The sequence below is a fragment of the Roseivirga echinicomitans genome (genome assembly GCF_001592935.1).
Lineage (GTDB): Bacteria > Bacteroidota > Bacteroidia > Cytophagales > Cyclobacteriaceae > Roseivirga > Roseivirga echinicomitans.
In genome coordinates this window covers 38,331-58,484 of the sequence record NZ_LRDB01000007.1, presented here as the reverse complement: position 1 = coordinate 58,484, position 20,154 = coordinate 38,331, and the positions used below count along the sequence as shown (strand labels likewise).

Below are 20,154 nucleotides of genomic sequence, written 5' to 3'. Positions count from 1 at the left end.
CTAATTTATATTGAAACTTTCGCCCTTGTTGGTGTTGTCACCAACAAGCCGCATTTTGGTTTATTCTTCCTTAAAACACCCCTCCTCCACTTTCACCCAAAGCACAACACCCCACTTCCAAACATAAGCCCCTCCCCGTCTAATGCTATTAGAATTTTCGGGAACATATCTGATGCTTTTGTGTTGTAGGAGAAGCTAGATGATTGGATCAAGCTCCCTTTCAAAAGGCCTGAAATCTAGATATTGTCAGGTCAATTCAAGATCATTTGTACAAGGAAGTAATCGGCAGCTTGAGGCCAGCACATCTGCGTAAAATTCAATATAAAATCAATTATGAAAGCATTACAAATTATAAAATACGGTGAATTGAAAGACGGTTTGGCCATCAACGAAACCGCAAAACCAAGTAGCAACGCTACCAGTATTCTTATTCAAACCAAAGCAGCCTCCCTCAACCCTATTGATTACAAACTGGTGAGCGGAGGTTTGAAAGACATGGTTCCCTTGGATTTACCCAGTTCCACTGGCTTTGATGTCAGTGGCATCATTGTAGAGAAAGGCACAGAGGTCACTGGCTTTGAAGTGGGTGATGCAGTATATGCCCGAGTGCCCCAACAACAGATGGGTACAGTAGCGGAGTTTGTCGCTGTTGAAAGTACTGTGGTTTCCAAAAAACCAGAAAACATTTCTTTCGAAGAAGCCGCCAGTTTGCCCTTAATCGGACTTACTTCCATACAAGCCTTAGAACGTGTGGGTTTGAATAAAAATGACCGCATCCTTATTCATGCAGGCTCAGGTGGCGTGGGCAGTTTTGCCATACAGTATGCCAAGGCCAAAGGCGCCTATGTATACACAACCACCAGCACCAAAAACGTCCACTGGGTAAAATCACTCGGTGCCGACCGTGTAATCGACTATAAAAAGGAAGACTATAAATCCATCGTTTCAGACCTCGACCTCGTCTTCGACACACTGGGTGGCGACTATACGCTAGATGCCTTTCAGGTGATCAAAGAAGGTGGCAAAGTAACCAGCATTGCGGGGGTTCCAGATGAGGAAACTGCCGCCATGATGGGCATAAAAGGCTACGAATTACCAGAAAACCTCGCTCGTTTGATCAAAGAAAAGTCGGCCAATTACAAACTGACTTGGATGCAGCCCAATGGGGAGCAACTCGATGAAATTTCTGTGATGGTGAAAGAAGGTAGAATCAAACCGATCATCGACAAAGTCTATCCTTTCGCTGAAGGCATTGAAGCCTACTTATACCTGGCCACAGGAAGAGCCAAGGGAAAGGTGATTATAAGCATGTCCTAAGCGCTTGCCCTTGTTGGTGTTGTCACCAACAAGCCTCCTTTCTCTCTATTCTCTAATGTATAATTCAAGATTTCTGGTTCAGAATATGCTTTTCAAATTTATAAAACTCTATGGGGCTGTTTGGATGATTTTTCGATTGAAAAACAACTATGACAGTTTGAATAATCTTAACAGTTTGTTGGTGACAACACCAACAAAGGCAGATTATTAATCTCTAAAGTAAAAATCACATGACTGACAAAAAACAAAACATATTAATAGCCGGAGCAAACGGCACAACAGGTAAAATTATTGTTGAATTACTCCAAGCATCGGACCGCTATCGGCCCATCGCAATGGTTAGAAAAGAAGCGCAAAAAGAAGCTTTTGAGAAAGATGGAGTAGCAGCAGTGCTGGCCGATCTGGAAAAAGATTTGAGCCATGCGGTAACTGGAGTGGATAAAGTAATTTTCGCTGCGGGTTCCAAAGGCAAAAAGGTAATTGCGGTAGACCAAGAGGGAGCCAAAAACTTAACAGATGCCGCTAAAAAAGCAGGAGTCGGAAAGTTTGTAATGCTCAGCTCCATGGGCGCAGATAATCCTTCGGTAAGTGATGACCTTGAAGAGTATTTGAAAGCGAAGCAAAATGCGGACAATCATCTACTTAATAGCGGTTTGGAGTATAGCATTGTACGGCCGGGTGGCCTCACTGATAAAGACGGAACAGGCAAAATTCAGCTCAAAGAAAAATTAGACAAGCAGGGAAGTATTTCAAGGGCCGATGTGGCCAAAACCTTGGTGGAAGTATTGGAAGACGGTGTAAAACAAAACCAGACTTTCGAAATTTTAGCCGGTGAAACGCCTGTTGAAAAAGCAGTGCATTAATATTAATTTAAAACCATGAAGAAACAGGATAACTACCCGAGGTCATTCTCGCACATAGGCATTACGGTGCCAGACATTCATAAAGCAGTCGAATTCTATTCAGAAGTGATGGGTTGGTATATCATAATGAAGCCGTCTAAAGTGAAGAAAGAAAAGGAAACCGCCATTGGTCAAATGTGCATTGACGTTTTTGGCGATGATTGGGAAGAGTTTGAAATTGCGCATTTAGCCACCTCAGATGGAATTGGAATTGAACTGTTCTCTTTCCCTCACGGAGTTAAAGAAGCGCCAGCGTTTAACCCTTTCAATACGGGGCTTTTCCATTTCTGTGTGCAAGATCCCAATATTGAGGAGCTTATTGATAAGATTTTGGCCCACGGTGGTAAGCAGAGAATGCCCATCAGGGAATACTACCCAAAGGACAAACCTTTCAAAATGTGTTATGTAGAAGATCCATTCGGAATTGTGTTTGAAATCTATACGCACAGTTATGAGTTAACCTATTCTTCTGGCGCTTATTCGGAGTAAAAGCGGTTAAATACTCGCCCCTGTTATTGGTGCTACCAACAGGCCCTTTCGGCTTAAAGAAAAGGCTTAGCCCATGAAACAAATCCCGGAGGGATTAAACCTTTATAACTCAAAGTATGAAAAATAAGGTGCGACCCCATCGGGGTCGTATAAAAATCTATCTATACATTTTTGCCCTTGTTGGTGTTGTCACCAACAAGCCACCTTTCGGTTTATTCTCTAATGTATAATTCTAGATTTCTGGTTCAGAATGTGCTTTTCAAACTCCTAAAATACTATACGGAGTTGTTTGGATAACTTTTCGGTTGAAAAATAACTATGACAGTTTGAATAACCTTAACAGTTTGTTGGTGACAACACCTACAAAGGCCGAAAGGGTGAGGATATAGATTTGTTGGTGACAACACCAACAAAGGTAAAACAAGCCACCTTTCGGTTTATTCTCTAATGTATAATTCTAGATTTTGTAGAGAGAATGTGTTTAAACTCACCGGGGGTGATTAATTCATATTCTTTAAATTTCTTAGTGAAGTAACTGGGGTTATTAAAGCCTGATAGGTAGGCTATTTCAGAAATTTGATGATTCGTACTTTTTATAAGCTTCTTAGAAAGCTTAATGCGTTCACAGGTAATATAATCTATGGGGGATATGCCCAATGTGTTTTTGAAAATCTTGAAAAAATGGGACTTGCTCATACAAGCTTTATCCACCAATTTATCAATAGAAATGTTCTCCGTAAGATGCGCCTTGATATAACCAATCGCATAGGCAATTCGATGGTCGCTCAAGAAGTTTTCAGTGCTTTCTAACAAGGAGTTCCTGGCTTTTGATTGCAGTAACCTAATAATCAACTCTTTGATAATGCCATCAATAAAGATATCCTTGGAAGTATGATCTTCAGTAAATGTATACACCAACCTATCTACCAACTGTTGGATTCCCTTATGGTTATCTAAATGAAATGAATTTTCTGTCAGATTCCAGTTGCCATTCTCCTGCAAATCAATAATTGTCATTTCATTAAATGAATCTACCACTTCATTTATTTTGCTCGGATCAATAGTAAGTGCCAAACATTGGGTAGGTGTTTTCCTCGTAGCTTCAGGAAAATCGATCAGCATCTTTTTACCACTCGGAATCACGACAGATTCGCCTGGAAAAAAATCGAAGGACGTCATATCTTCAAGGTGCATTACCTTCTTACCCGTAAGCATACTGGCCAAAACAGGGTAATCAAATGTTAAACTAACCTTTTCAGCCGCTTGGTGGGTTTCAAAAATATTAAGTTCTGAATAGGCCGAATTATATACCGTATAGTTCTCAACCAGAGTGGTCAATTTTCTTTCCCGCTTATGCTTTTGGAGTAGTCTTTCCATGGTTTAAGGTAGAATCAGATTTTCATTTCATTATCTAAGACTATCGTCTTATCAGAGTTTATTGTTTTAAACGAGCTTGGGTTTCTAAACAGTGTTATAAATCTAAAGAAAAACAATATGAGTTACAGTAAACCAAAATTTAAGGAAAAATATGGGAATTTCATTAACGGCAAGTTCGTTGCCCCAGTCGATGGCGAATATTTCGACAACACCTCCCCTGTCGACAACTCCCTAATAGCAAAGTACCCGCGGTCTAAGCAAGCCGATGTAGAAAACGCGGTAGCCGCGGCCAATGCAGCCAAAGAGACATGGGGCAATACCTCAGCAGCCGCTAGGGCAGCATTACTCAACAAAGTAGCCGATATTATTGAAGCCAACCTTGAAGAGTTTGCACTGGTAGAAACTTGCGATAACGGCAAGCCCATCAGAGAAACTCTAAATGCTGATGTCCCCTTGGCTGTTGATCATTGGAGATATTTCGCAGCAGTAATTAGAGCAGAAGAAGGTTCGGCTACGGAGTTAGACGAAAATACGCTTTCAATGAATATCAAGGAGCCGCTGGGCGTTGTAGCGCAAATTATTCCTTGGAATTTCCCACTCCTAATGTTGTCTTGGAAACTTCCTCCTGCACTCGCTGCCGGTAACTGCGTGGTATTAAAACCTGCAGAACAAACACCCTCTACGGCTACGCTATTAATGGAGAAAATTGCCGAGGTATTCCCTCCTGGTGTAGTAAATGTAATTCACGGTTTTGGTCCAGAAGCAGGAAAGCCCTTGGCATCTAGCTCAGAAGTGGACAAAGTAGCTTTTACTGGCGAAACCACTACGGGACAGCTCATAATGCAGTATGCTTCTAAAAACCTCAATCCTGTGACCATGGAGTTGGGTGGCAAGTCGCCTAATATTTTCTTTAATAGTGTAATGGATGAAGATGATGCATTCCTAGACAAAGCCATTGAAGGAGCTGTATTGTTTGCCTTCAACCAAGGAGAAGTTTGTACCTGCCCTTCAAGGTTATTGGTGCAAGAAGACATTTACGATAAATTCATGGAGCGTGTAATCGCCAGAACCGAAGCGATTGTACAATCAAACCCGTATAATACTGCTTGTATGGTGGGTGCTCAGGCCTCCAACGACCAATTCGAGAAAATTTTATCTTATATCAAAATTGGAAAAGAAGAAGGCGCCAAGGTATTGACTGGCGGTGAAGCTTGTAAATTGGATGGAGAACTTGGTAACGGATTCTACGTACAACCTACCATTTTGGAAGGCCACAATAAAATGAGGGTATTCCAAGAGGAGATCTTTGGCCCTGTGGTTTGTGTTACCAAATTCAAAGATGAAGCCGAAGCATTGGAAATCGCAAACGATACGCTCTATGGTTTAGGCGCTGGCGTTTGGACAAGAGATGCACATCAATTGTATCAAATTCCAAGAGCAATTAAAGCGGGTAGAGTTTGGGTGAATTGTTACCATGCATACCCTGCACACGCACCTTTTGGTGGGTATAAAAAATCAGGTTTCGGTAGAGAGAACCATCTAATGATGATGAATTACTATCGTCAAACTAAGAACATGTTGATTTCTTACGACAAGAATAAATTGGGCTTCTTTTAGTAGATCCTCAACATTATAATCTAGGGCAAGCCAAATTTGGCTTGCCTTTTTATTAGCTAAATTGAACATTATGAAACTAGAAAGAGTAGCCATAACAGAAAAAGCCGCAGCACTTGTAAAGCAGCTTCAAGAAAAACACGGTGAACTTATTTTTCATCAAAGCGGAGGTTGTTGCGATGGTTCTTCACCCATGATCTTCGAAAAAGAAGACATGTATCTAGATGATAGTGACGTGCTATTAGGTCAAATCGCTGGCGTAAATTACTACATGAACAAAGACCAATTTGACTATTGGAAGCACACCCACCTCACTGTTGACATTACTGAAGGCAGAGGCTCAAGTTTCTCCTTGGAAATCCCCATGGGTTTCCGTTTCATTATTCAATCGAGATTATTCAGCGATGAAGAAAATGCTGTATTGAATAACTCTTCGGTTGGCGAATAACCATGACAGCTTGTTGGTGACAACACCAACAAAGGCGCTCCCCCTACTCCTTTAACAACTCCAGCACATTCGCGCGGTAAAGTTTGCCAATAGGGACAGTATGGCCTGCTACTTGAATTCTGTTGCCTTCAACACTAACAATATGTGTTTTAGCGACAACAAAGGATTTATGCACTTGGATAAAATCGGAGGAAGCAAGTCGCACTAATAAATCTGAGATCTTCTCTCTAACAAATAAGGTGTTATCTCTTAAAACGACCTTGACATAATTTCCTGCGGCTTCAATATAGAGCACGTCTGCTACCTTCACTTGAACATGCTTTTTGTCACTATAAAGAAAGATATGTTCGGGTTGCGTGTTTTCTGCTCGCGGAGTGATTGGAGGAGCACTTGCTTTCACCTGAGTAGCTTTGTTTACGGCCTTTAAAAAGCGTTCAAAACCAAAAGGCTTTAATAGGTAATCAGCAATTTCTAACTCATAACCTTCCAGCGCATATTCCTTATAAGCAGTCGTAACAATCACTTTGGGTGGATGGGTAAGCGTTTTTAGAAATTCGAAGCCCTTCAATTTGGGCATATTCAAATCCAGAAAAATTAAGTCCACTGTATTTTCCCTCATGCAATCGAGGGCTTCTAAAGCATCATAGCAATGTTTGACCAACTCCATATTCGGCAGCATGTCACAATACCCCTTGATAATTTCATGGGCCATGTGCTCATCGTCTATGATCAGGTATTTAATCATTTTCGCAATTGCAGTTGTGCCTTGAAAACCGAGTTTTCATTGGTAAATATGAGCTCATGCTTTTTAACATAAGCCAATTCGAGTCTGCGTTTTAGGTTTTTCAAACCAATTCCACTTTGCTCCGGAAGTTCGGCAGCATCAAAATTATTCTCTATTTCAAAATCAATCACGTCCCTATTCGAGTTTAACTTAATCTTGATAAAGGCATTCTCTCTGAGGTTTTCCACTCCGTGTTTGAACGCATTCTCTAATAAAATAATGAAGATTAAAGGCATTACTTTGGTCTCTTCGTCATCAATATTGGTATTGAATTGTATGTCAATGCTTTTATGATAACGCATTTTATGAAGTTCAATATAGTTCTTTAAATAAGCTACTTCCTCCTTGAGTGACACCAAACGCTTTTCCCCTTCATAAATGCTGTAACGCATTAAATCGGACAGTTTTAGAATCAGCTGTTTAGATTTATCGATGTCTTTGTCCACCATGCCATAGAGGTTGTTCAACATGTTAAAAAAGAAGTGTGGATTTACCTGACTTTGCAAATGGAGTAACTCGTTTTTTGTGTTTTCATGCTTCAACTTCAATACAGATTTCACCTGCATGATGATCCAAATGATTCCAGCCACGAGCAGAATGGCGTAGTAAATGATCACAATAAGGCTCAAAGCAGGTGGGTAATCACCCAGAAAAATTACCGACTCCTTCCCACCTATTGTCAATTCGTAGGCCGTGATTCCCAAAGGAATGGCCACCGTAATGAAGATTATAATTTTAGCTAAGAGCCAGTTATTCCGTTTCAGCATTGAAATCATTTTGAAAAATAAGCAGGTTAAAAGAAAACCGCGCTAAAATGTGATGAACATTCATTTTTCAGGGGCATACAACCAACGAAGCACAAATAACACCTATGTATCAACCACAGAACATTACATCCCCAAATCCACGACACTGATCACATAAATTTAAGTGTCACACATCTTCAATAGATATTCACCGATCAAAAACTCAATATCTATTAAAACTTACCAAGATGAAAAAAAGAATTTTCCGCTATTTAAAGCACTTATCCCTCACCTTTCTAGTACTCGCACTCCTCGCCATTGCATTTGGCTTATACCATGGCGCAAGTGCTAGTTTTGGCCATAATCCATTGAGCATGTCTTTTGATGGTGAAGGCCCTTATGTTTTTTATAAAAACGATAGTACCCTGAATGTTAAATACATAAAAGGAAATAAAAACGATGGTTTTTATCTAGACCAAGCCGATTACTCAACCGCTGAAGCAATCCCTGTCCGTTCCTTTTTCGCATTGGACGCTACAACATTCAATTTCACGGTCACGGCCGATTTTGCAACCCCAAAAAGCACTTATAACGATGGCAATCCCATTCTGGCTGTCTCAGATCTAGAGAGTGGCTACAAAACCTTTCGCGACTTCCTCATCAACAACAAGGTCATCGACCATAATCTCAACTGGACATTTGGGAAAGGACATTTGGTATTGGTAGGCGATTTTGTAGACAGAGGTTTCTCTACCACGCAGTTACTTTGGTTCATCTATAAACTAGAGCAAGACGCTGAAAAACAGGGTGGCAATGTGCATTTCATTATAGGTAACCATGAGTTAAAAAACATGCATGGCGACTATGAGGCCACAGAACTTAAATACACCTATGTGGCGGCTATGTTAGGGAAAACACAAGCCAATTTATATGATTCAAATTCCGTTTTGGGGAAATGGATGGCCAGTAAAAATGTGATCGAATCGATTAACGGGAACCTCTTTGCGCATGGCGGCTTGCACCCAGACATCGCCAACCTCGACATGTCTTTAGATGAAATCAATGACTTGCTGAGGTCCAATTACTATACCGCCCCTTACCCGAAAGCCAACAAAACTAAAACTGACCTTTTGCTCTCTACAAAAACAGGGGTTTGCTGGTACCGTGGTTACTTCAAAGATGATTTAACGCAAGAAGAAGTCGAAAAACCATTGACTCAATTCAATGCCAAAGCCATTGTCGTTGGCCATACGCTTCAGTCGAAAGTAAAAAGTTTCTATAATGGAAAAGTCATTGGGATTGATGTGAAACACTCCAAAGATTACCATAAAAACTGGCCTGGTAAAGACTCTGAAGGATTACTTATAGAGGGCAATCAGTATTACCGAGTATTTGACAATGGTGAAAAGGAAGGCTTATAAGCCTTCCACTTTCAATCAAATCATAAACTTACTAGATTGGTCTCAAATTATTGGGTGAATAAAAAACCCTTAACTCTGGTCAAGTGATTTAAATGAAAGCATTTACAAAACTCAAATACGGTGGCCCCGAAGTTCTTCAATTAGAGGAAATTGAAAAGCCAACGATTAAAGAGGGTCATATTCTAGTCCGCGTTTTAGCGAATTCTGCTAACCCTGCCGATTGGCATATCTTACGGGGAAAGCCATTTTTTGCACGATTCACATTCGGACTGCTAAAACCAAAAGATAAAGTGTTGGGTGCTGACTTTTCTGGTATTGTAGAAGAAGTGGGCAGTAATGTAAGTCGTTTTAAGGTCGGTGACCATGTATTTGGAGAGAAAACACTAGGAGGTGCATTTGCCGAATACATTTGTGTATCCGATGCTTTTTGTGCAAAAATGCCCAAGGAAATTGGCTTTCCTGAAATGGCTGCCGTGCCAATAGCGGGATTAACGGCTTTGCAAGCCCTTATTACGCATGGTCAACTTAAAGCGGGAGAATCGGTTTTAATCAATGGTTCTTCTGGTGGCGTTGGCCATTTTGCAGTACAAATTGCTAAAGCTAATGGCGCTAAAGTAACAGCAGTTTGCTCAAGTAAAAGTGTCGAATTCGTGAAGTCATTAGGTGCTGATGAAGTCATAGCATATGATCAGGTGGATATTCATCAGTATAAAGGCAAATACGACTTAGTTGTAGATACACACGGCAACCTCACACACAAAGACTATAAACGATTAGGGCAAAGAGGAGTAGTTGTGGGTTTTACCAGTATGAAACATATGATCTCACTTCTTTTGAGTTCAGCATTTAGTAAATTCAACCTAGGCCAATTTACAGCTAGCCCAAACCCAATAGATCTAGAGAAATTAGCTTCTCTAATTCAAACGGGAAGCATTAGGCCACATATCGAGAGGACTTATATGTACCATGAAACTCCTGAGGCCATAGGCTATATTGAAGCCATGCACACCAAAGGAAAAGTGGTCATGGTTTGGCAAGATGGCGGTGATAAATTAAGCTAAAATCGTAAACCACTTACGCTAACCAAAAAAGCTTTTACTTTAAAAAATGAAGAACCTAATTAGCTTCAAAACAGCCACAAAACTAAGTCTGGTAATATTCAGCCTGCTGGCTCTTTTTCATCTCGCCATTATCATTGGTATCGTTCTTTTCGACTACGCACCCATTGAGTATTTATGGGGTGGAAGAATGGAAACAAAGAACCAACTTTTGGGCTTCGAGTTCATTTCCTTTCTCATTACATTTTTATCTATTATCGTAGTACTTATCCATACTGAAAGACTAAATAAGCCTCGGTTTAAAAAGGCCGCCCACATTTTTATTTGGATATTGTCCGTAATATTTGTGTTGAACACGGTCGGAAACATTGTGGCTGAAACAAACTTCGAAAAGTCATTCTCTGTTGTAACACTTATGCTTGCCATACTCTGCTTAAGAATGGCCTTAGAGAAAAAGAAGAATTAAAAAATCAAGAAAATGATAAACTCTGAAGCCTTGCAAGTCCAGTTTATAATTAAATTCAAATGACCGTGCTCGATAATTTTGACGAATACTACCTGAATAAAGAAGAGCCGAACAAAAGCTGTTTATTGGCTTTGCGAAGTCTCATTCTCAACCTGGGCGATGACGTTACAGAAACAAAAAAGTACGGAATGCCTTGTTTCTGCTTCAAAAAGAAAATGTTCTGCTATTTATGGACCGATAAAAAAACGGACGAGCCCTATATTCTCTTTGTAGAAGGGAAACTATTAGATCACCCAAAACTGGAAACCGGCACACGGTCTAGGATGAAAATCTTCAGGGTAAACCCCAATGCAGATTTACCTAAAGACACCATAGAAATGCTTCTTCAGAGTGCATTGGATTTATATAGAAAAGGAATCATCAAGACCAAATAAGTCCTAAATCGATCTTTCAATTCTTTCAACTTTGAAATCATAACAATTTGATAAATAGCACACTTCGAAAACCACACATTATTTACTTAAATTTTAGAGATACTTTATTCTTTCTTGCGTTCAGCACGTATGAAATGAATAGAAGACAATTTTTATCATCTAAAATTTAAGACAATGAAAAAAATATTATTCCTCACCGGAGACTTCACAGAAGATTACGAAACAATGGTCCCTTTTCAGATGCTTGAAATGGTAGGCTACGAAGTGCATACTGTTTGTCCCGATAAGAAAAAAGGAGATATCGTTAAAACAGCCATCCACGATTTTGAAGGAGATCAAACCTATACTGAAAAGCCTGGACACAATTTCGCTTTGAACTATAGCTTTGATGAGGTGAATGTTGAGGACTACCAAGGCTTAGTAATCGCTGGCGGTAGAGCACCTGAGTATTTGAGATTGAATAAGAGAATTATAGAAATCACAAAGTACTTTTTCGCTAATAACAAACCTGTTGCGGCAATTTGCCACGGCATCCAGATTTTAACCGCTGCCGATGTTGTCAAAGGAAGAAAACTCACCGCTTACCCAGCTGTTGGTCCTGAAGTGACTTTAGCGGGAGGAGAGTTTCAATCCATTCCTGCAGACGGTGTTTTTGTAGATGGAAATCTAGTTACCTCTCCAGCCTGGCCTGCACACCCAAGCTTTATCAGAGAATTCCTAAAAGTAATGGGCGCTAAAATCGAAATATAAGCTGGTTTCAAAGTAGGAATCAACTATACATCAAATGTCCGATAATGGCTTAGCCAAGCTGTTATTGGACATTATTTTTTTGAGAACTCAAAAGAGCAACCTCATTATTTACCTCCTCCATTCTTCACTTTAATTACCTCTGCCATTACGCTTAAAGCAATTTCTCTAGGTAATTTGGAACCAATATCGATTCCTATTGGGGCATGAATACTGTTAATTTCTTCAGAACTAAACCCATATTCCTTTAACCTCTCCACCCGCTTAGCATGTGTTTTCCGGCTACCTAAAGCACCAATATAGGCCACCTCAGATTTTAGCAGAATCTTCAAAGCCTCGTCATCTATTTTGGGGTCGTGAGAGAGAATTACGGCATAAGTATCCTTATCCAATTTCAAGTGAGGCAACACTTCCTGAGGCCATTCTACATGGATGGTTTGAGGTTTTACTCTGTATTGGGTTTTGCTGGCAAAAGTAGCCCTTGGGTCAATTAAAATGGTTTCGAAACCAAACATATGCGCCAGCTCCGTCAGCTCTACGGTAATATGTGCAGAACCGACTAGCAGCATGACAGGCTTTTTCGGAAACACCTGCACAAAATGATTTCCTGAGCTTAGTACTTTGCTGTCCCCTTCATGGAAGGCTTGCTCTAATTCAGGCAAAAGTGATTTCTCAAATGTTGCTCCAGTGGTTTTTCCATTGGCTTTTATGATAGAATATTGAGGATTATCTTCCAAAGTAGACAAGAGCATAAAGCCTTCATCTTGATTTAAAAGCTCATCCATAGTAGTCCAGATGGCTTCTGGATAAAATGGCTGTACAAAGACATCCAACGCCCCTCCACAGCTCAACCCTACTTCCCAAGCGTCATCATCGGTAATGCCAAAATGAACTACTTCTGCTTTTCCACTTTTAATAATTTCGACTGCCTTTTTCACTACAGCACCTTCCACACATCCACCGCTCACAGAGCCCGTCATTTCTCCATTTTCAGAAATGATCAATGCAGAACCTATGGGTCTTGGCGAACTTTTCCATGTATTGATTACCGTAGCAATAGCAAGAGTTTGCCCTTCTCTGTTTAATTTGCGTATACTTGAAACTATATCAATCATTACTGCACATTATTCACCCTAAAAACGAAGATACACTTGCTTTACGATAATCACGGTAGACAACTCAGATATTTGAGATTGGGAGTAACCGATAGGTGCAACCTGCGCTGCTTTTATTGTATGCCCGAAGATGGATTGAATTTCAGCCATCGGAGCCAAATTCTTTCTTTTGAAGAAATGGAAAGGCTGACGCGTATTCTGGCAGAAATGGGTATCAATAAGGTGAGAATTACAGGGGGTGAACCTTTCGTACGGAAGAATATTATGGAGTTGATTGAAAACATCAGCACCATTGACGGCATTAATTCCGTCAATATTACCACCAACGGAACCAGCTTGATTGAGCATTTACCCAAACTCAAAGCCATTGGGATTGATGCGATCAACCTTAGCCTTGACTGCTTGGATAGGGAGCGTTTTTTGAAAATCACCAGAAGGGATGAATTTGATCAGGTAATGGATTCGTTTCATGCGCTGATGGACTCGGGAATTACGACCAAAATCAATATGGTGGTAATGGAAGAGCATAATATTGAAGATATCATTCCCATGTGCGAACTTACTTTACAGCATAAAGTCAGCGTTCGTTTTATTGAAGAAATGCCTTTCAACGGGGGTGGCAAGAAGTTCACACCAATCACATGGAATGCCCGACAAATTCTCGCGCATATTCAAGGCCATTACCCTAATGTTGAAAAACTTCCTGACCCAGAAAGTTCTACTTCGCTAAATTATCAATTACCGAATGCCAAAGGAAGTTTCGGAATCATTCCAGCCTATACACGTACCATTTGCCATTCCTGCGACAGAATAAGGTTAACGCCAAAAGGTGAACTAAAAACCTGCCTTTACGATGGTGGCAGCTTCAGTTTTAGAGACTTTATGCGGGCTGGTGCTACGGACGAAGAAATTAGAAATCAGTTCCGAACGCTATTCAATAACAGAGCAAAAGACGGCTTTGAAGCCCAACAAAAATCATCAAATCCTTTTGAATCAATGGCCACCATTGGCGGATAAAATCACCTTATGGAATTCATTCAGTTTACAGAAGCACTTAATATAGTTACAAGCCACCCTTTTATTCCCTTGGTTGAAAAAAGAGAATTGAAGGACTGTGTAGGTCTAATTTTAAACGAAGACCTCAAAGCCGATCGTCCCTTCCCTCCTTTTGACCGGGTGACAATGGACGGAATCACCATTGCATTTTCCGAGTTTGAAAAAGGGCAGCGCAGCTTTAAAATCGAAAAAACTATTCCGGCAGGCACACCACAATACACAGTCAAGAATGTGGCTAAATGTGTACAGATTATGACTGGCGCCATGATGCCCATTGGCATGGATACGGTGATCCGCTATGAAGATTTAACGATTGTGGATGATACTGCAACCGTTAATATTGAAACGGTTCAGGCTCAACAGAACGTCCATTTTAAGGGAATGGATAAACAATTAGGTGATACCCTTCTTAAAAAAGGAATTAAGCTGGGCGCTCCTGAAATGAATATTGCTGCGGCCATTGGAAAGGCCGAGCTTTCTGTGCTTATACCTCCCAAAGCTGTGATAATCACCAATGGCGATGAATTAGTACCCATTGAAACCACGCCTGAAGCACACCAAATCAGAAGGTCAGGGAACTACGGAATCCAGGCCTTGCTCAATCAATATGGAGTAGAAACCTCCATGCATCACATGAATGACAACAAGGCTTTGATGAAAGAAGGTTTGGCAGCGTTAATCGAGACATATCAATGCATTGTGTTAACTGGAGGAGTGTCGAAAGGCAAGTTTGACTACCTCCCTGAAATTTTAGATGAGCTCGGTGTTCAGAAGCATTTTCACAAAGTAAATCAACGGCCAGGAAAGCCCTTTTGGTTTGGTACTGCAACCAATGGAAGTACCATTTTCGCTTTGCCAGGCAATCCAGTTTCTTCCTTTATGTGTGCCTCGGTGTATATTCAAGCCTGGGTAAATACTTCGCTAAAGATTGAACCGAAAACCATCAAAGTAAAACTTGACAAAGAGGTCAGTTTCCCACGGCCACTCACCTACTTTTTAGAATGCGCCATTGCTTTTGACGAAAATGGAACACTAATGGCCTCCCCCTTTATCGGGCATGGATCGGGAGATTTTGCTAATCTTGCTGTGGCCGATGGTTTCGTAATTCTTCCTGCTGAAAAGTCGGTTTTCAAAGCAGGGGAAGTCTATGATTTTGTACCTTTTAGAAATCTGTTTTAAATCATGAGCAAAGAATTCACCCATATAGATCAGAACAAGCCCACCATGGTAGATGTTGGTGACAAGGCCGAAACCAAACGCACCGCCATTGCCCAAAGCATTGTCCAACTTCCAGAAGAAATGAAGGCCCATATTGCTGAAGGTGAAATCAAAACTTTGAAAGGCCCTGTTTTTCAAACGGCCATTATTGCCGGCATTCAAGGAGCCAAAAGAACTTCTGAATTGATTCCACTTTGTCATAACCTGCCTTTGAGCAAAGTTGAAATCGACATCAAACTTCTAGAAAATCTTCGGGTTGAAATTACTTGCGAAGCCAGAACTTTTGGGAAAACAGGCGTTGAAATGGAAGCCTTGACTGGTGCATCGGTGGCCGCCTTAACGGTTTATGATATGTGTAAGGCATTTTCTCAGGACATCGAAATTCAAAACACCCGCTTGATAAAAAAGACAGGTGGAAAAAGTGATTTTAGCCAAGCCTAATACTCGGTTTAATTCCTCCAAATTTTAATAGCTTTGAGCTTATGCCTCATGTAATGTTTACATCTGCCCTCAAAACCTTCTTCCCAAACTTAAAGGAAGAATATATTGAAGCGGACAGCATTGAAGCACTTCTTTCGGAACTCGAGAAAAAACATCATGGAATACAAGGCTATTTGGTTGACGAAAAAGGTCAGATTAGAGAACACGTAAAGTTCTATATTGACAATGAACCTTATGATATTAAGGTGCATACCGAATTGAAGAAATCGGCTCAAATCCACATTATACAAGCCATATCGGGAGGATAATGAGATTAGCAGTAGGCACAGACAAAGGATTGCTTATTTATAAGCAAACAGAACACAACGAGTGGGTATTGGCCGACATTCACTTTATAGGAATGCCTATTGGTGCTTTTCATACCGATAAGAACCAACACTGGTGGGTAGCGATCAACCATAAACATTGGGGGCCAAAGGTTTATGTTTCAGCAAACATGGGCGAAACCTTTACTGAAGTAAGCAGTCCTAAATTCTCTACAGAAAGCCCCTTTACGCTCAAATCCATTTGGACGATTGAATCTCAAAATATTGGCAATATTCAACGTCTCTATATAGGCACCGAACCCGCTGCCCTATTCTACTCTGACGACTTAGGTGAAAGTTGGAATGAAATAAACGGGCTCAGCAACCATCCTTCTCGATCCAGTTGGCAAGGCGGTGGAAAAGGAAGTAATTCTCCATTTTTGCATACCGTTCTTTCCAGTTCAGAAAATGAAAACCATTTAATCGTGGGCATTAGTTGTGCGGGCGTTTTCCAAACTTATGATGGCGGAATAACTTGGCAGCCAACCAATACGGGGCTCAAGGCCTTTTTTTTACCCAATACAGAAAGTGTTGTTGGCCACGATCCACATACGATTTGCCAATCGAAAACAAATCCCAACGTGCTTTGGCAACAGAACCACTGTGGTATCTACCGCTCCGAGGACCTAGGGAAAACATGGCGAGACGTTACTGACAAGAGAGGAAAAGCAGTTTATGGTTTTGCAATGGCCATTGCGGAAGACAATGATTCAGAGGCTTGGGTAATTCCAGCACAAAGCGATCATTTGAGAATTCCCCATCAACAAAAGCTAGCAGTGTATTACACAAAAGATGCAGGGCAAAACTGGGAGTCGCTCGAAAATGGACTTCCAAAACCAGCCTTTGATTTGATACTGCGCGATGCAATGGACATCAAGGGTAATGATTTGGTCTTCGGCACAAACAATGGCAACCTCTATACTTCAATAGACAAAGGCGAGCATTGGACGACAATAAGTCAGAATTTGAGTACGGTACGGTGTGTGACTTTTATTTCTGAATAGAATCCGGTTTAGGCGCCTTGAATTTGGCAATTCTGATCTTTCAACAATTCTTCAATGTGATCTAGGTCTAAACTGTCGACAGTGTTTTTGAAGTTAGCCTTGTACTCTTGCACTAGCTCTTTTCGTTTCATTGCCTCTAAGAACCGCCTCATGTCTTCTCTGGTTTCAAGTGTCAAGCCCGGAACTGGTATTGCTTTTTTAGAAGTCGCATCCAAACGCACCATTGTAAAGTAAGAAGAATTCGTATGTCTAATTTCTCCAGTAATGATACTCTCCGCCTCTACCCTTATCCCTACGGTAACCGAAGAAGTGCCTACGTGATTTACGGAAGCATGTAAATGAACTAGATCACCTACCTCAACGGGTGCTAAAAAATCAACCACATTCATTGAAGCCGTAACGCAATAGCCTCCAGCGTGTTTAGCAGAGCAGGCATAAGCCACTTTATCCATTAAAGACAGAATAGTACCTCCGTGAATTTTACCACCAAAATTGGCATAAGAAGGTATCATTAATTCAGTGATCAGAGTTTTGGAATAATTAACAGAACGGTAAACTGATTCATTCATATGGAGAGTTTCTGGATTAGGCTAAAGATGACAAAACTTTTTAAGTTGACCGATATCTATTTTAATGCTTTTAGGGTTTGAAGCACTAAAGTGAAGCTTATCTATTTTTAAAAAACCTTTCAACATAACAATTTATTTATTCTTAATTAATTCTATTGGGCATTATATTCTGTAAAATGCGATACTCTTCGTATATTGCGGCATATCTGCGCCAATGAAACTCCTAAAATTTATCCCATTCTGTTTTTTCCTAGTCCTGTGTGTTGGCTGTAAGGCTCAAGACAACAAGGCTGATCAAATAAAAATGGCATTACTAGCTGCTCCTGTTGAAGTGAGAGACGGTGCTCATGTTTATGGGTTTGATAATGACGGAAAGTTCATCACACTGCGTGAAGGAACAAACGGTTTTATTGTTCGCTCAGATGACCCAAACCAAGAAGGGTTTGAAGTAGTATGTTACGGAGTCGATGCTGAACCCTTTATGGCCCGTGGACGAGAGTTAAAATCCAAAGGTAAAGGAAGAGCAGATGTACTCACAATGAGAGAAGCCGAAGCTGAAGCTGGCACGTTAAAAATGCCTAACTACGGCTCTGTACTTCATATCTATTATGGCCAAAATGCCAAATACAATCCTGAAACCGAGGAAATTGAAGGAGCAAGTTATAGATATGTGATCTATACACCTCAAGCTACTCAAGCCTCGACAGGATTACCTCTAAGACCAAATGGCCCTGGCCATCCGTGGTTGATGTTTCCTGGAACACACCGGGCTCATATAATGATTACCCCACCGGAGGGAAATTAAAATCTATTAGAATTTACATAAAGTGGGATTCGATCAACAAACATCAATCCTGCCTTTTTGAATATATTGTTTAATTGAACGGATTTCTAATCCAAAAATGAAGTTATGACAGCAGAATCTAAAGGTTCAAAGTACGATGAGAAAATTGAAGAAGTAATTAGTAAGCTTTTGCGTAGAGGTTTTACAGACATAAAAGCAACTATTGAACCTTATGAAGTACCTGCAAGTATCGTAGGCCAAAATCACGAATCTGAATTGATTCCTGACATTACTGCTGAGAAATGGGGCGGAAAAGGATACTTCGAAATCTCTAAGAAAGATGTAGACCCAAGTGAATTGGCCAGTAAATGGAAAGTGCTTGAGCTATTGGCTAAAATGAAAAGTGGTGAATTTCAAATTTATGTTCCCCATGGTAGCATGCAGTTCACACAGCGTATCATAGACAAGTACAGCATTCAAGCAGAGCTTGTTAAAATCTAATTTGAGTTTTCAATCATAACTCAAAAGAGCTTCTGAGGAATCAGGAGCTCTTTTTTTGTGCCTAATGAATCTATGCTCAAGATTTCCCTGCTACAAAACCAGTACTCCAAGCGGCTTGAAAGTTAAAACCTCCCGTGACGCCATCCACATCAATCACTTCTCCCGCAAAGAATAAACCTGAGCATTTCCTGCTTTCCATGGTATTGAAATCAACATCGGCCAAGACCACACCCCCAGAGGTCACAAACTCTTCCTTAAAGGTCGTTTTTCCTTTTACCTCATAGGTATCGTTCAAAAGAAGATTGATTAATCTATTGAGATTCTTCTTACCGATTTCAGCCCAAATGCCTTCACCGTCAACCTCTACTTTCTCCAGAAAGAAGTCCCAAAGTCGATTGGGTAAATCCAACGGATTCTTATTTCTGATTTTCCTTTTCCCAATGGATTGAAGGGAATTGACAAACCAAGTTCTCAGCTCTTCCTCATTCATTGCTCCTAACCAATTCACCTGGATCTTGAAATTGTAACCAAGGTCAGCCAATACCCTAGCCCCCCAAGCGGAAGTTTTTAATATGGCTGGGCCGCTCATTCCCCAGTGAGTAATGAGCAATGGCCCCGATTGCTGAAGTTTAGTGCCCTGAACGCGCACAGTAGCATTTGGAACCGACAGTCCCATTAAGTTCTTGATAGGCTCCTTGGGCATATTGAAAGTGAAGAGAGAAGGCACAGGAGTAATAATCTCGTGCCCCAAATCCTTCAGCCAATCAAAGCCTTGTGCTTTTGGGCTTCCGCCTGAAGCAACAATCACTTTATCGAAGTGCTGAATTTTTTCTCCAATTTGTAAATCAAAACCAGAACCTTTAGGCTGAATGGAATTTACATTAGCGTTGAGTACCACTTGAATTCCTAACTTATCTGTTTCTCTTAAAAAGCAGTCAATAATCGTTTGAGAGCTGTCGGTGGTCGGGAACATTCGGTTATCAGCTTCGGCTTTCAACTCCACTCCTCTTTCTTCAAACCATGCCACGGTATCGGTTGTCGTAAACTGCCCGAACACCTTTTTAAGCTGCTTTCCTCCTCTTGGGTAGAATTTAACTAAGTCATTATTATTAAAGCAAGCATGCGTCACATTACAGCGCCCGCCTCCAGAAACCTTTACTTTAGAAAGTAACTTCCCAGTTTTCTCAAAAATGGTGACACTAGCATCGGGTAAGTGAACTTTACAAGAAAAGGCGGCAAAAAATCCTGCCGCCCCTCCTCCAATAACTGCTATATTTTGGGGCATAGCCCAAAGATAG

The 20,154-nt window shown here is 40.7% G+C and carries 23 protein-coding genes; 17 read left to right on the top strand and 6 right to left on the bottom strand.

Going from position 1 to position 20,154, the window contains the following annotated elements; all coding sequences use genetic code 11:
• Positions 1–333: 333 nt before the first annotated feature.
• From AWN68_RS07740 to AWN68_RS07730, 3 genes are all read left to right on the top strand, one after another.
• Complete coding sequence (locus AWN68_RS07740; protein WP_068413670.1) at positions 334–1,317, top strand: NADP-dependent oxidoreductase; 984 nt, start codon at positions 334–336, stop codon at positions 1,315–1,317.
• A 230-nt stretch (positions 1,318–1,547) separates the two neighbouring features.
• Positions 1,548–2,180, top strand: a complete 633-nt coding sequence (locus AWN68_RS07735; protein WP_068413667.1) for an SDR family oxidoreductase — start codon at positions 1,548–1,550, stop codon at positions 2,178–2,180.
• A 15-nt stretch (positions 2,181–2,195) separates the two neighbouring features.
• The gene (locus tag AWN68_RS07730; RefSeq protein ID WP_068413664.1) at positions 2,196–2,708 is read left to right on the top strand and encodes a VOC family protein; all 513 of its coding nucleotides are present in this window, start codon (positions 2,196–2,198) and stop codon (positions 2,706–2,708) included.
• Between the two features lie 444 nt (positions 2,709–3,152).
• On the opposite strand, the gene AWN68_RS07725 is transcribed toward AWN68_RS07730, so the two are convergent.
• A complete protein-coding gene (locus AWN68_RS07725; RefSeq protein ID WP_068413661.1) occupies positions 3,153–4,085 on the bottom strand; it encodes an AraC family transcriptional regulator in 933 nt (310 codons plus the stop codon).
• Positions 4,086–4,202: 117 nt separating this feature from the next.
• Between AWN68_RS07725 and AWN68_RS07720 the strand changes: the two genes are divergently transcribed.
• The gene (locus AWN68_RS07720; RefSeq protein ID WP_068413658.1) at positions 4,203–5,702 is read left to right on the top strand and encodes an aldehyde dehydrogenase family protein; all 1,500 of its coding nucleotides are present in this window, start codon (positions 4,203–4,205) and stop codon (positions 5,700–5,702) included.
• Positions 5,703–5,772: 70 nt separating this feature from the next.
• Positions 5,773–6,147, top strand: coding sequence for a DUF779 domain-containing protein (locus tag AWN68_RS07715; protein ID WP_068413655.1), 375 nt, complete (start codon positions 5,773–5,775; stop codon positions 6,145–6,147).
• A 43-nt stretch (positions 6,148–6,190) separates the two neighbouring features.
• Here AWN68_RS07715 and AWN68_RS07710 read toward each other — a convergent pair whose 3' ends face one another.
• Both AWN68_RS07710 and AWN68_RS07705 read right to left on the bottom strand, forming a co-directional pair.
• Positions 6,191–6,892 (bottom strand): LytR/AlgR family response regulator transcription factor, encoded by a 702-nt coding sequence (locus AWN68_RS07710; protein WP_068413652.1) that lies wholly within the window; start codon positions 6,890–6,892, stop codon positions 6,191–6,193.
• The gene (locus AWN68_RS07705; RefSeq protein ID WP_221405714.1) at positions 6,889–7,698 is read right to left on the bottom strand and encodes a sensor histidine kinase; all 810 of its coding nucleotides are present in this window, start codon (positions 7,696–7,698) and stop codon (positions 6,889–6,891) included. Before AWN68_RS07705 ends, AWN68_RS07710 begins: the two co-directional genes overlap by 4 nt.
• A gap of 227 nt (positions 7,699–7,925) precedes the next feature.
• Between AWN68_RS07705 and AWN68_RS07700 the strand changes: the two genes are divergently transcribed.
• The 5 genes from AWN68_RS07700 to AWN68_RS07680 all read left to right on the top strand — a co-directional run bounded on the left by AWN68_RS07700 (position 7,926) and on the right by AWN68_RS07680 (position 11,806).
• Positions 7,926–9,098, top strand: a complete 1,173-nt coding sequence (locus AWN68_RS07700; RefSeq protein WP_068413647.1) for a metallophosphoesterase — start codon at positions 7,926–7,928, stop codon at positions 9,096–9,098.
• Positions 9,099–9,190: 92 nt separating this feature from the next.
• Positions 9,191–10,159, top strand: a complete 969-nt coding sequence (locus AWN68_RS07695) for an NAD(P)-dependent alcohol dehydrogenase (protein WP_068413644.1) — start codon at positions 9,191–9,193, stop codon at positions 10,157–10,159.
• A 46-nt stretch (positions 10,160–10,205) separates the two neighbouring features.
• A complete protein-coding gene (locus tag AWN68_RS07690) occupies positions 10,206–10,622 on the top strand; it encodes a hypothetical protein (RefSeq protein ID WP_068413641.1) in 417 nt (138 codons plus the stop codon).
• Positions 10,623–10,681: 59 nt separating this feature from the next.
• On the top strand, positions 10,682–11,056 hold the full coding sequence (locus AWN68_RS07685) for a DUF1801 domain-containing protein (RefSeq protein WP_068413639.1): 375 nt from the start codon (positions 10,682–10,684) through the stop codon (positions 11,054–11,056).
• A gap of 174 nt (positions 11,057–11,230) precedes the next feature.
• The gene (locus AWN68_RS07680) at positions 11,231–11,806 is read left to right on the top strand and encodes a DJ-1/PfpI family protein (RefSeq protein WP_068413636.1); all 576 of its coding nucleotides are present in this window, start codon (positions 11,231–11,233) and stop codon (positions 11,804–11,806) included.
• Between the two features lie 104 nt (positions 11,807–11,910).
• Here the strand turns inward: AWN68_RS07680 and AWN68_RS07675 are convergent, their stop codons facing one another.
• Positions 11,911–12,918, bottom strand: a complete 1,008-nt coding sequence (locus AWN68_RS07675; RefSeq protein ID WP_068413633.1) for an XdhC family protein — start codon at positions 12,916–12,918, stop codon at positions 11,911–11,913.
• A 36-nt stretch (positions 12,919–12,954) separates the two neighbouring features.
• Between AWN68_RS07675 and moaA the strand changes: the two genes are divergently transcribed.
• Genes moaA through AWN68_RS07650 form a run of 5 tightly spaced genes read left to right on the top strand, consistent with a single transcriptional unit; the run spans position 12,955 to position 17,002 of the window.
• Complete coding sequence (moaA, locus tag AWN68_RS07670; protein WP_068413630.1) at positions 12,955–13,935, top strand: GTP 3',8-cyclase MoaA; 981 nt, start codon at positions 12,955–12,957, stop codon at positions 13,933–13,935.
• A gap of 9 nt (positions 13,936–13,944) precedes the next feature.
• Positions 13,945–15,153, top strand: a complete 1,209-nt coding sequence (locus AWN68_RS07665) for a molybdopterin molybdotransferase MoeA (protein ID WP_068413627.1) — start codon at positions 13,945–13,947, stop codon at positions 15,151–15,153.
• 3 nt (positions 15,154–15,156) lie between these two features.
• Positions 15,157–15,633: a cyclic pyranopterin monophosphate synthase MoaC gene (moaC, locus tag AWN68_RS07660; RefSeq protein ID WP_068413624.1), complete on the top strand. Its 477-nt coding sequence runs from the start codon at positions 15,157–15,159 to the stop codon at positions 15,631–15,633.
• A 53-nt stretch (positions 15,634–15,686) separates the two neighbouring features.
• A complete protein-coding gene (locus AWN68_RS07655) occupies positions 15,687–15,941 on the top strand; it encodes a MoaD/ThiS family protein (protein ID WP_157716126.1) in 255 nt (84 codons plus the stop codon).
• Positions 15,941–17,002, top strand: coding sequence for a WD40/YVTN/BNR-like repeat-containing protein (locus AWN68_RS07650; protein WP_068413619.1), 1,062 nt, complete (start codon positions 15,941–15,943; stop codon positions 17,000–17,002). The genes AWN68_RS07655 and AWN68_RS07650 overlap by 1 nt, the downstream gene beginning before the upstream one ends.
• An 8-nt stretch (positions 17,003–17,010) precedes the next feature.
• Here the strand turns inward: AWN68_RS07650 and AWN68_RS07645 are convergent, their stop codons facing one another.
• Positions 17,011–17,571, bottom strand: coding sequence for an acyl-CoA thioesterase (locus AWN68_RS07645; RefSeq protein WP_068413617.1), 561 nt, complete (start codon positions 17,569–17,571; stop codon positions 17,011–17,013).
• Between the two features lie 304 nt (positions 17,572–17,875).
• On the opposite strand from AWN68_RS07645, the gene AWN68_RS07640 reads away from it, so the two are divergent.
• Both AWN68_RS07640 and AWN68_RS07635 read left to right on the top strand, forming a co-directional pair.
• Complete coding sequence (locus AWN68_RS07640) at positions 17,876–18,376, top strand: hypothetical protein (RefSeq protein ID WP_245657983.1); 501 nt, start codon at positions 17,876–17,878, stop codon at positions 18,374–18,376.
• Positions 18,377–18,481: 105 nt separating this feature from the next.
• Positions 18,482–18,856 carry a hypothetical protein gene (locus tag AWN68_RS07635; RefSeq protein WP_068413612.1) on the top strand — a complete coding sequence of 125 codons (375 nt, stop codon included), beginning with the start codon at positions 18,482–18,484 and terminating at the stop codon, positions 18,854–18,856.
• Positions 18,857–18,932: 76 nt separating this feature from the next.
• On the opposite strand, the gene AWN68_RS07630 is transcribed toward AWN68_RS07635, so the two are convergent.
• Positions 18,933–20,141, bottom strand: a complete 1,209-nt coding sequence (locus AWN68_RS07630; RefSeq protein ID WP_068413609.1) for a BaiN/RdsA family NAD(P)/FAD-dependent oxidoreductase — start codon at positions 20,139–20,141, stop codon at positions 18,933–18,935.
• Between the last annotated feature and the right edge of the window lie 13 nt (positions 20,142–20,154).

What these genes read in the sequence shown, in the direction of transcription:
- moaC (WP_068413624.1), top strand. Translation starts at nt 15,157, where the DNA reads ATGAGCAAAGAATTCACCCATATAGATCAGAACAAGCCCACCATGGTA.
- AWN68_RS07630 (WP_068413609.1), bottom strand. Translation starts at nt 20,141, where the DNA reads ATGCCCCAAAATATAGCAGTTATTGGAGGAGGGGCGGCAGGATTTTTT.
- AWN68_RS07645 (WP_068413617.1), bottom strand. Translation starts at nt 17,571, where the DNA reads ATGAATGAATCAGTTTACCGTTCTGTTAATTATTCCAAAACTCTGATC.
- AWN68_RS07705 (WP_221405714.1), bottom strand. Translation starts at nt 7,698, where the DNA reads ATGCTGAAACGGAATAACTGGCTCTTAGCTAAAATTATAATCTTCATT.
- AWN68_RS07735 (WP_068413667.1), top strand. Translation starts at nt 1,548, where the DNA reads ATGACTGACAAAAAACAAAACATATTAATAGCCGGAGCAAACGGCACA.
- AWN68_RS07655 (WP_157716126.1), top strand. Translation starts at nt 15,687, where the DNA reads ATGTTTACATCTGCCCTCAAAACCTTCTTCCCAAACTTAAAGGAAGAA.
- AWN68_RS07640 (WP_245657983.1), top strand. Translation starts at nt 17,876, where the DNA reads ATGGCATTACTAGCTGCTCCTGTTGAAGTGAGAGACGGTGCTCATGTT.
- AWN68_RS07675 (WP_068413633.1), bottom strand. Translation starts at nt 12,918, where the DNA reads ATGATTGATATAGTTTCAAGTATACGCAAATTAAACAGAGAAGGGCAA.
- AWN68_RS07635 (WP_068413612.1), top strand. Translation starts at nt 18,482, where the DNA reads ATGACAGCAGAATCTAAAGGTTCAAAGTACGATGAGAAAATTGAAGAA.
- AWN68_RS07740 (WP_068413670.1), top strand. Translation starts at nt 334, where the DNA reads ATGAAAGCATTACAAATTATAAAATACGGTGAATTGAAAGACGGTTTG.
- AWN68_RS07650 (WP_068413619.1), top strand. Translation starts at nt 15,941, where the DNA reads ATGAGATTAGCAGTAGGCACAGACAAAGGATTGCTTATTTATAAGCAA.
- AWN68_RS07730 (WP_068413664.1), top strand. Translation starts at nt 2,196, where the DNA reads ATGAAGAAACAGGATAACTACCCGAGGTCATTCTCGCACATAGGCATT.
- AWN68_RS07665 (WP_068413627.1), top strand. Translation starts at nt 13,945, where the DNA reads ATGGAATTCATTCAGTTTACAGAAGCACTTAATATAGTTACAAGCCAC.
- AWN68_RS07680 (WP_068413636.1), top strand. Translation starts at nt 11,231, where the DNA reads ATGAAAAAAATATTATTCCTCACCGGAGACTTCACAGAAGATTACGAA.
- AWN68_RS07710 (WP_068413652.1), bottom strand. Translation starts at nt 6,892, where the DNA reads ATGATTAAATACCTGATCATAGACGATGAGCACATGGCCCATGAAATT.
- AWN68_RS07700 (WP_068413647.1), top strand. Translation starts at nt 7,926, where the DNA reads ATGAAAAAAAGAATTTTCCGCTATTTAAAGCACTTATCCCTCACCTTT.
- AWN68_RS07685 (WP_068413639.1), top strand. Translation starts at nt 10,682, where the DNA reads ATGACCGTGCTCGATAATTTTGACGAATACTACCTGAATAAAGAAGAG.
- AWN68_RS07725 (WP_068413661.1), bottom strand. Translation starts at nt 4,085, where the DNA reads ATGGAAAGACTACTCCAAAAGCATAAGCGGGAAAGAAAATTGACCACT.
- AWN68_RS07715 (WP_068413655.1), top strand. Translation starts at nt 5,773, where the DNA reads ATGAAACTAGAAAGAGTAGCCATAACAGAAAAAGCCGCAGCACTTGTA.
- AWN68_RS07720 (WP_068413658.1), top strand. Translation starts at nt 4,203, where the DNA reads ATGAGTTACAGTAAACCAAAATTTAAGGAAAAATATGGGAATTTCATT.
- AWN68_RS07695 (WP_068413644.1), top strand. Translation starts at nt 9,191, where the DNA reads ATGAAAGCATTTACAAAACTCAAATACGGTGGCCCCGAAGTTCTTCAA.
- AWN68_RS07690 (WP_068413641.1), top strand. Translation starts at nt 10,206, where the DNA reads ATGAAGAACCTAATTAGCTTCAAAACAGCCACAAAACTAAGTCTGGTA.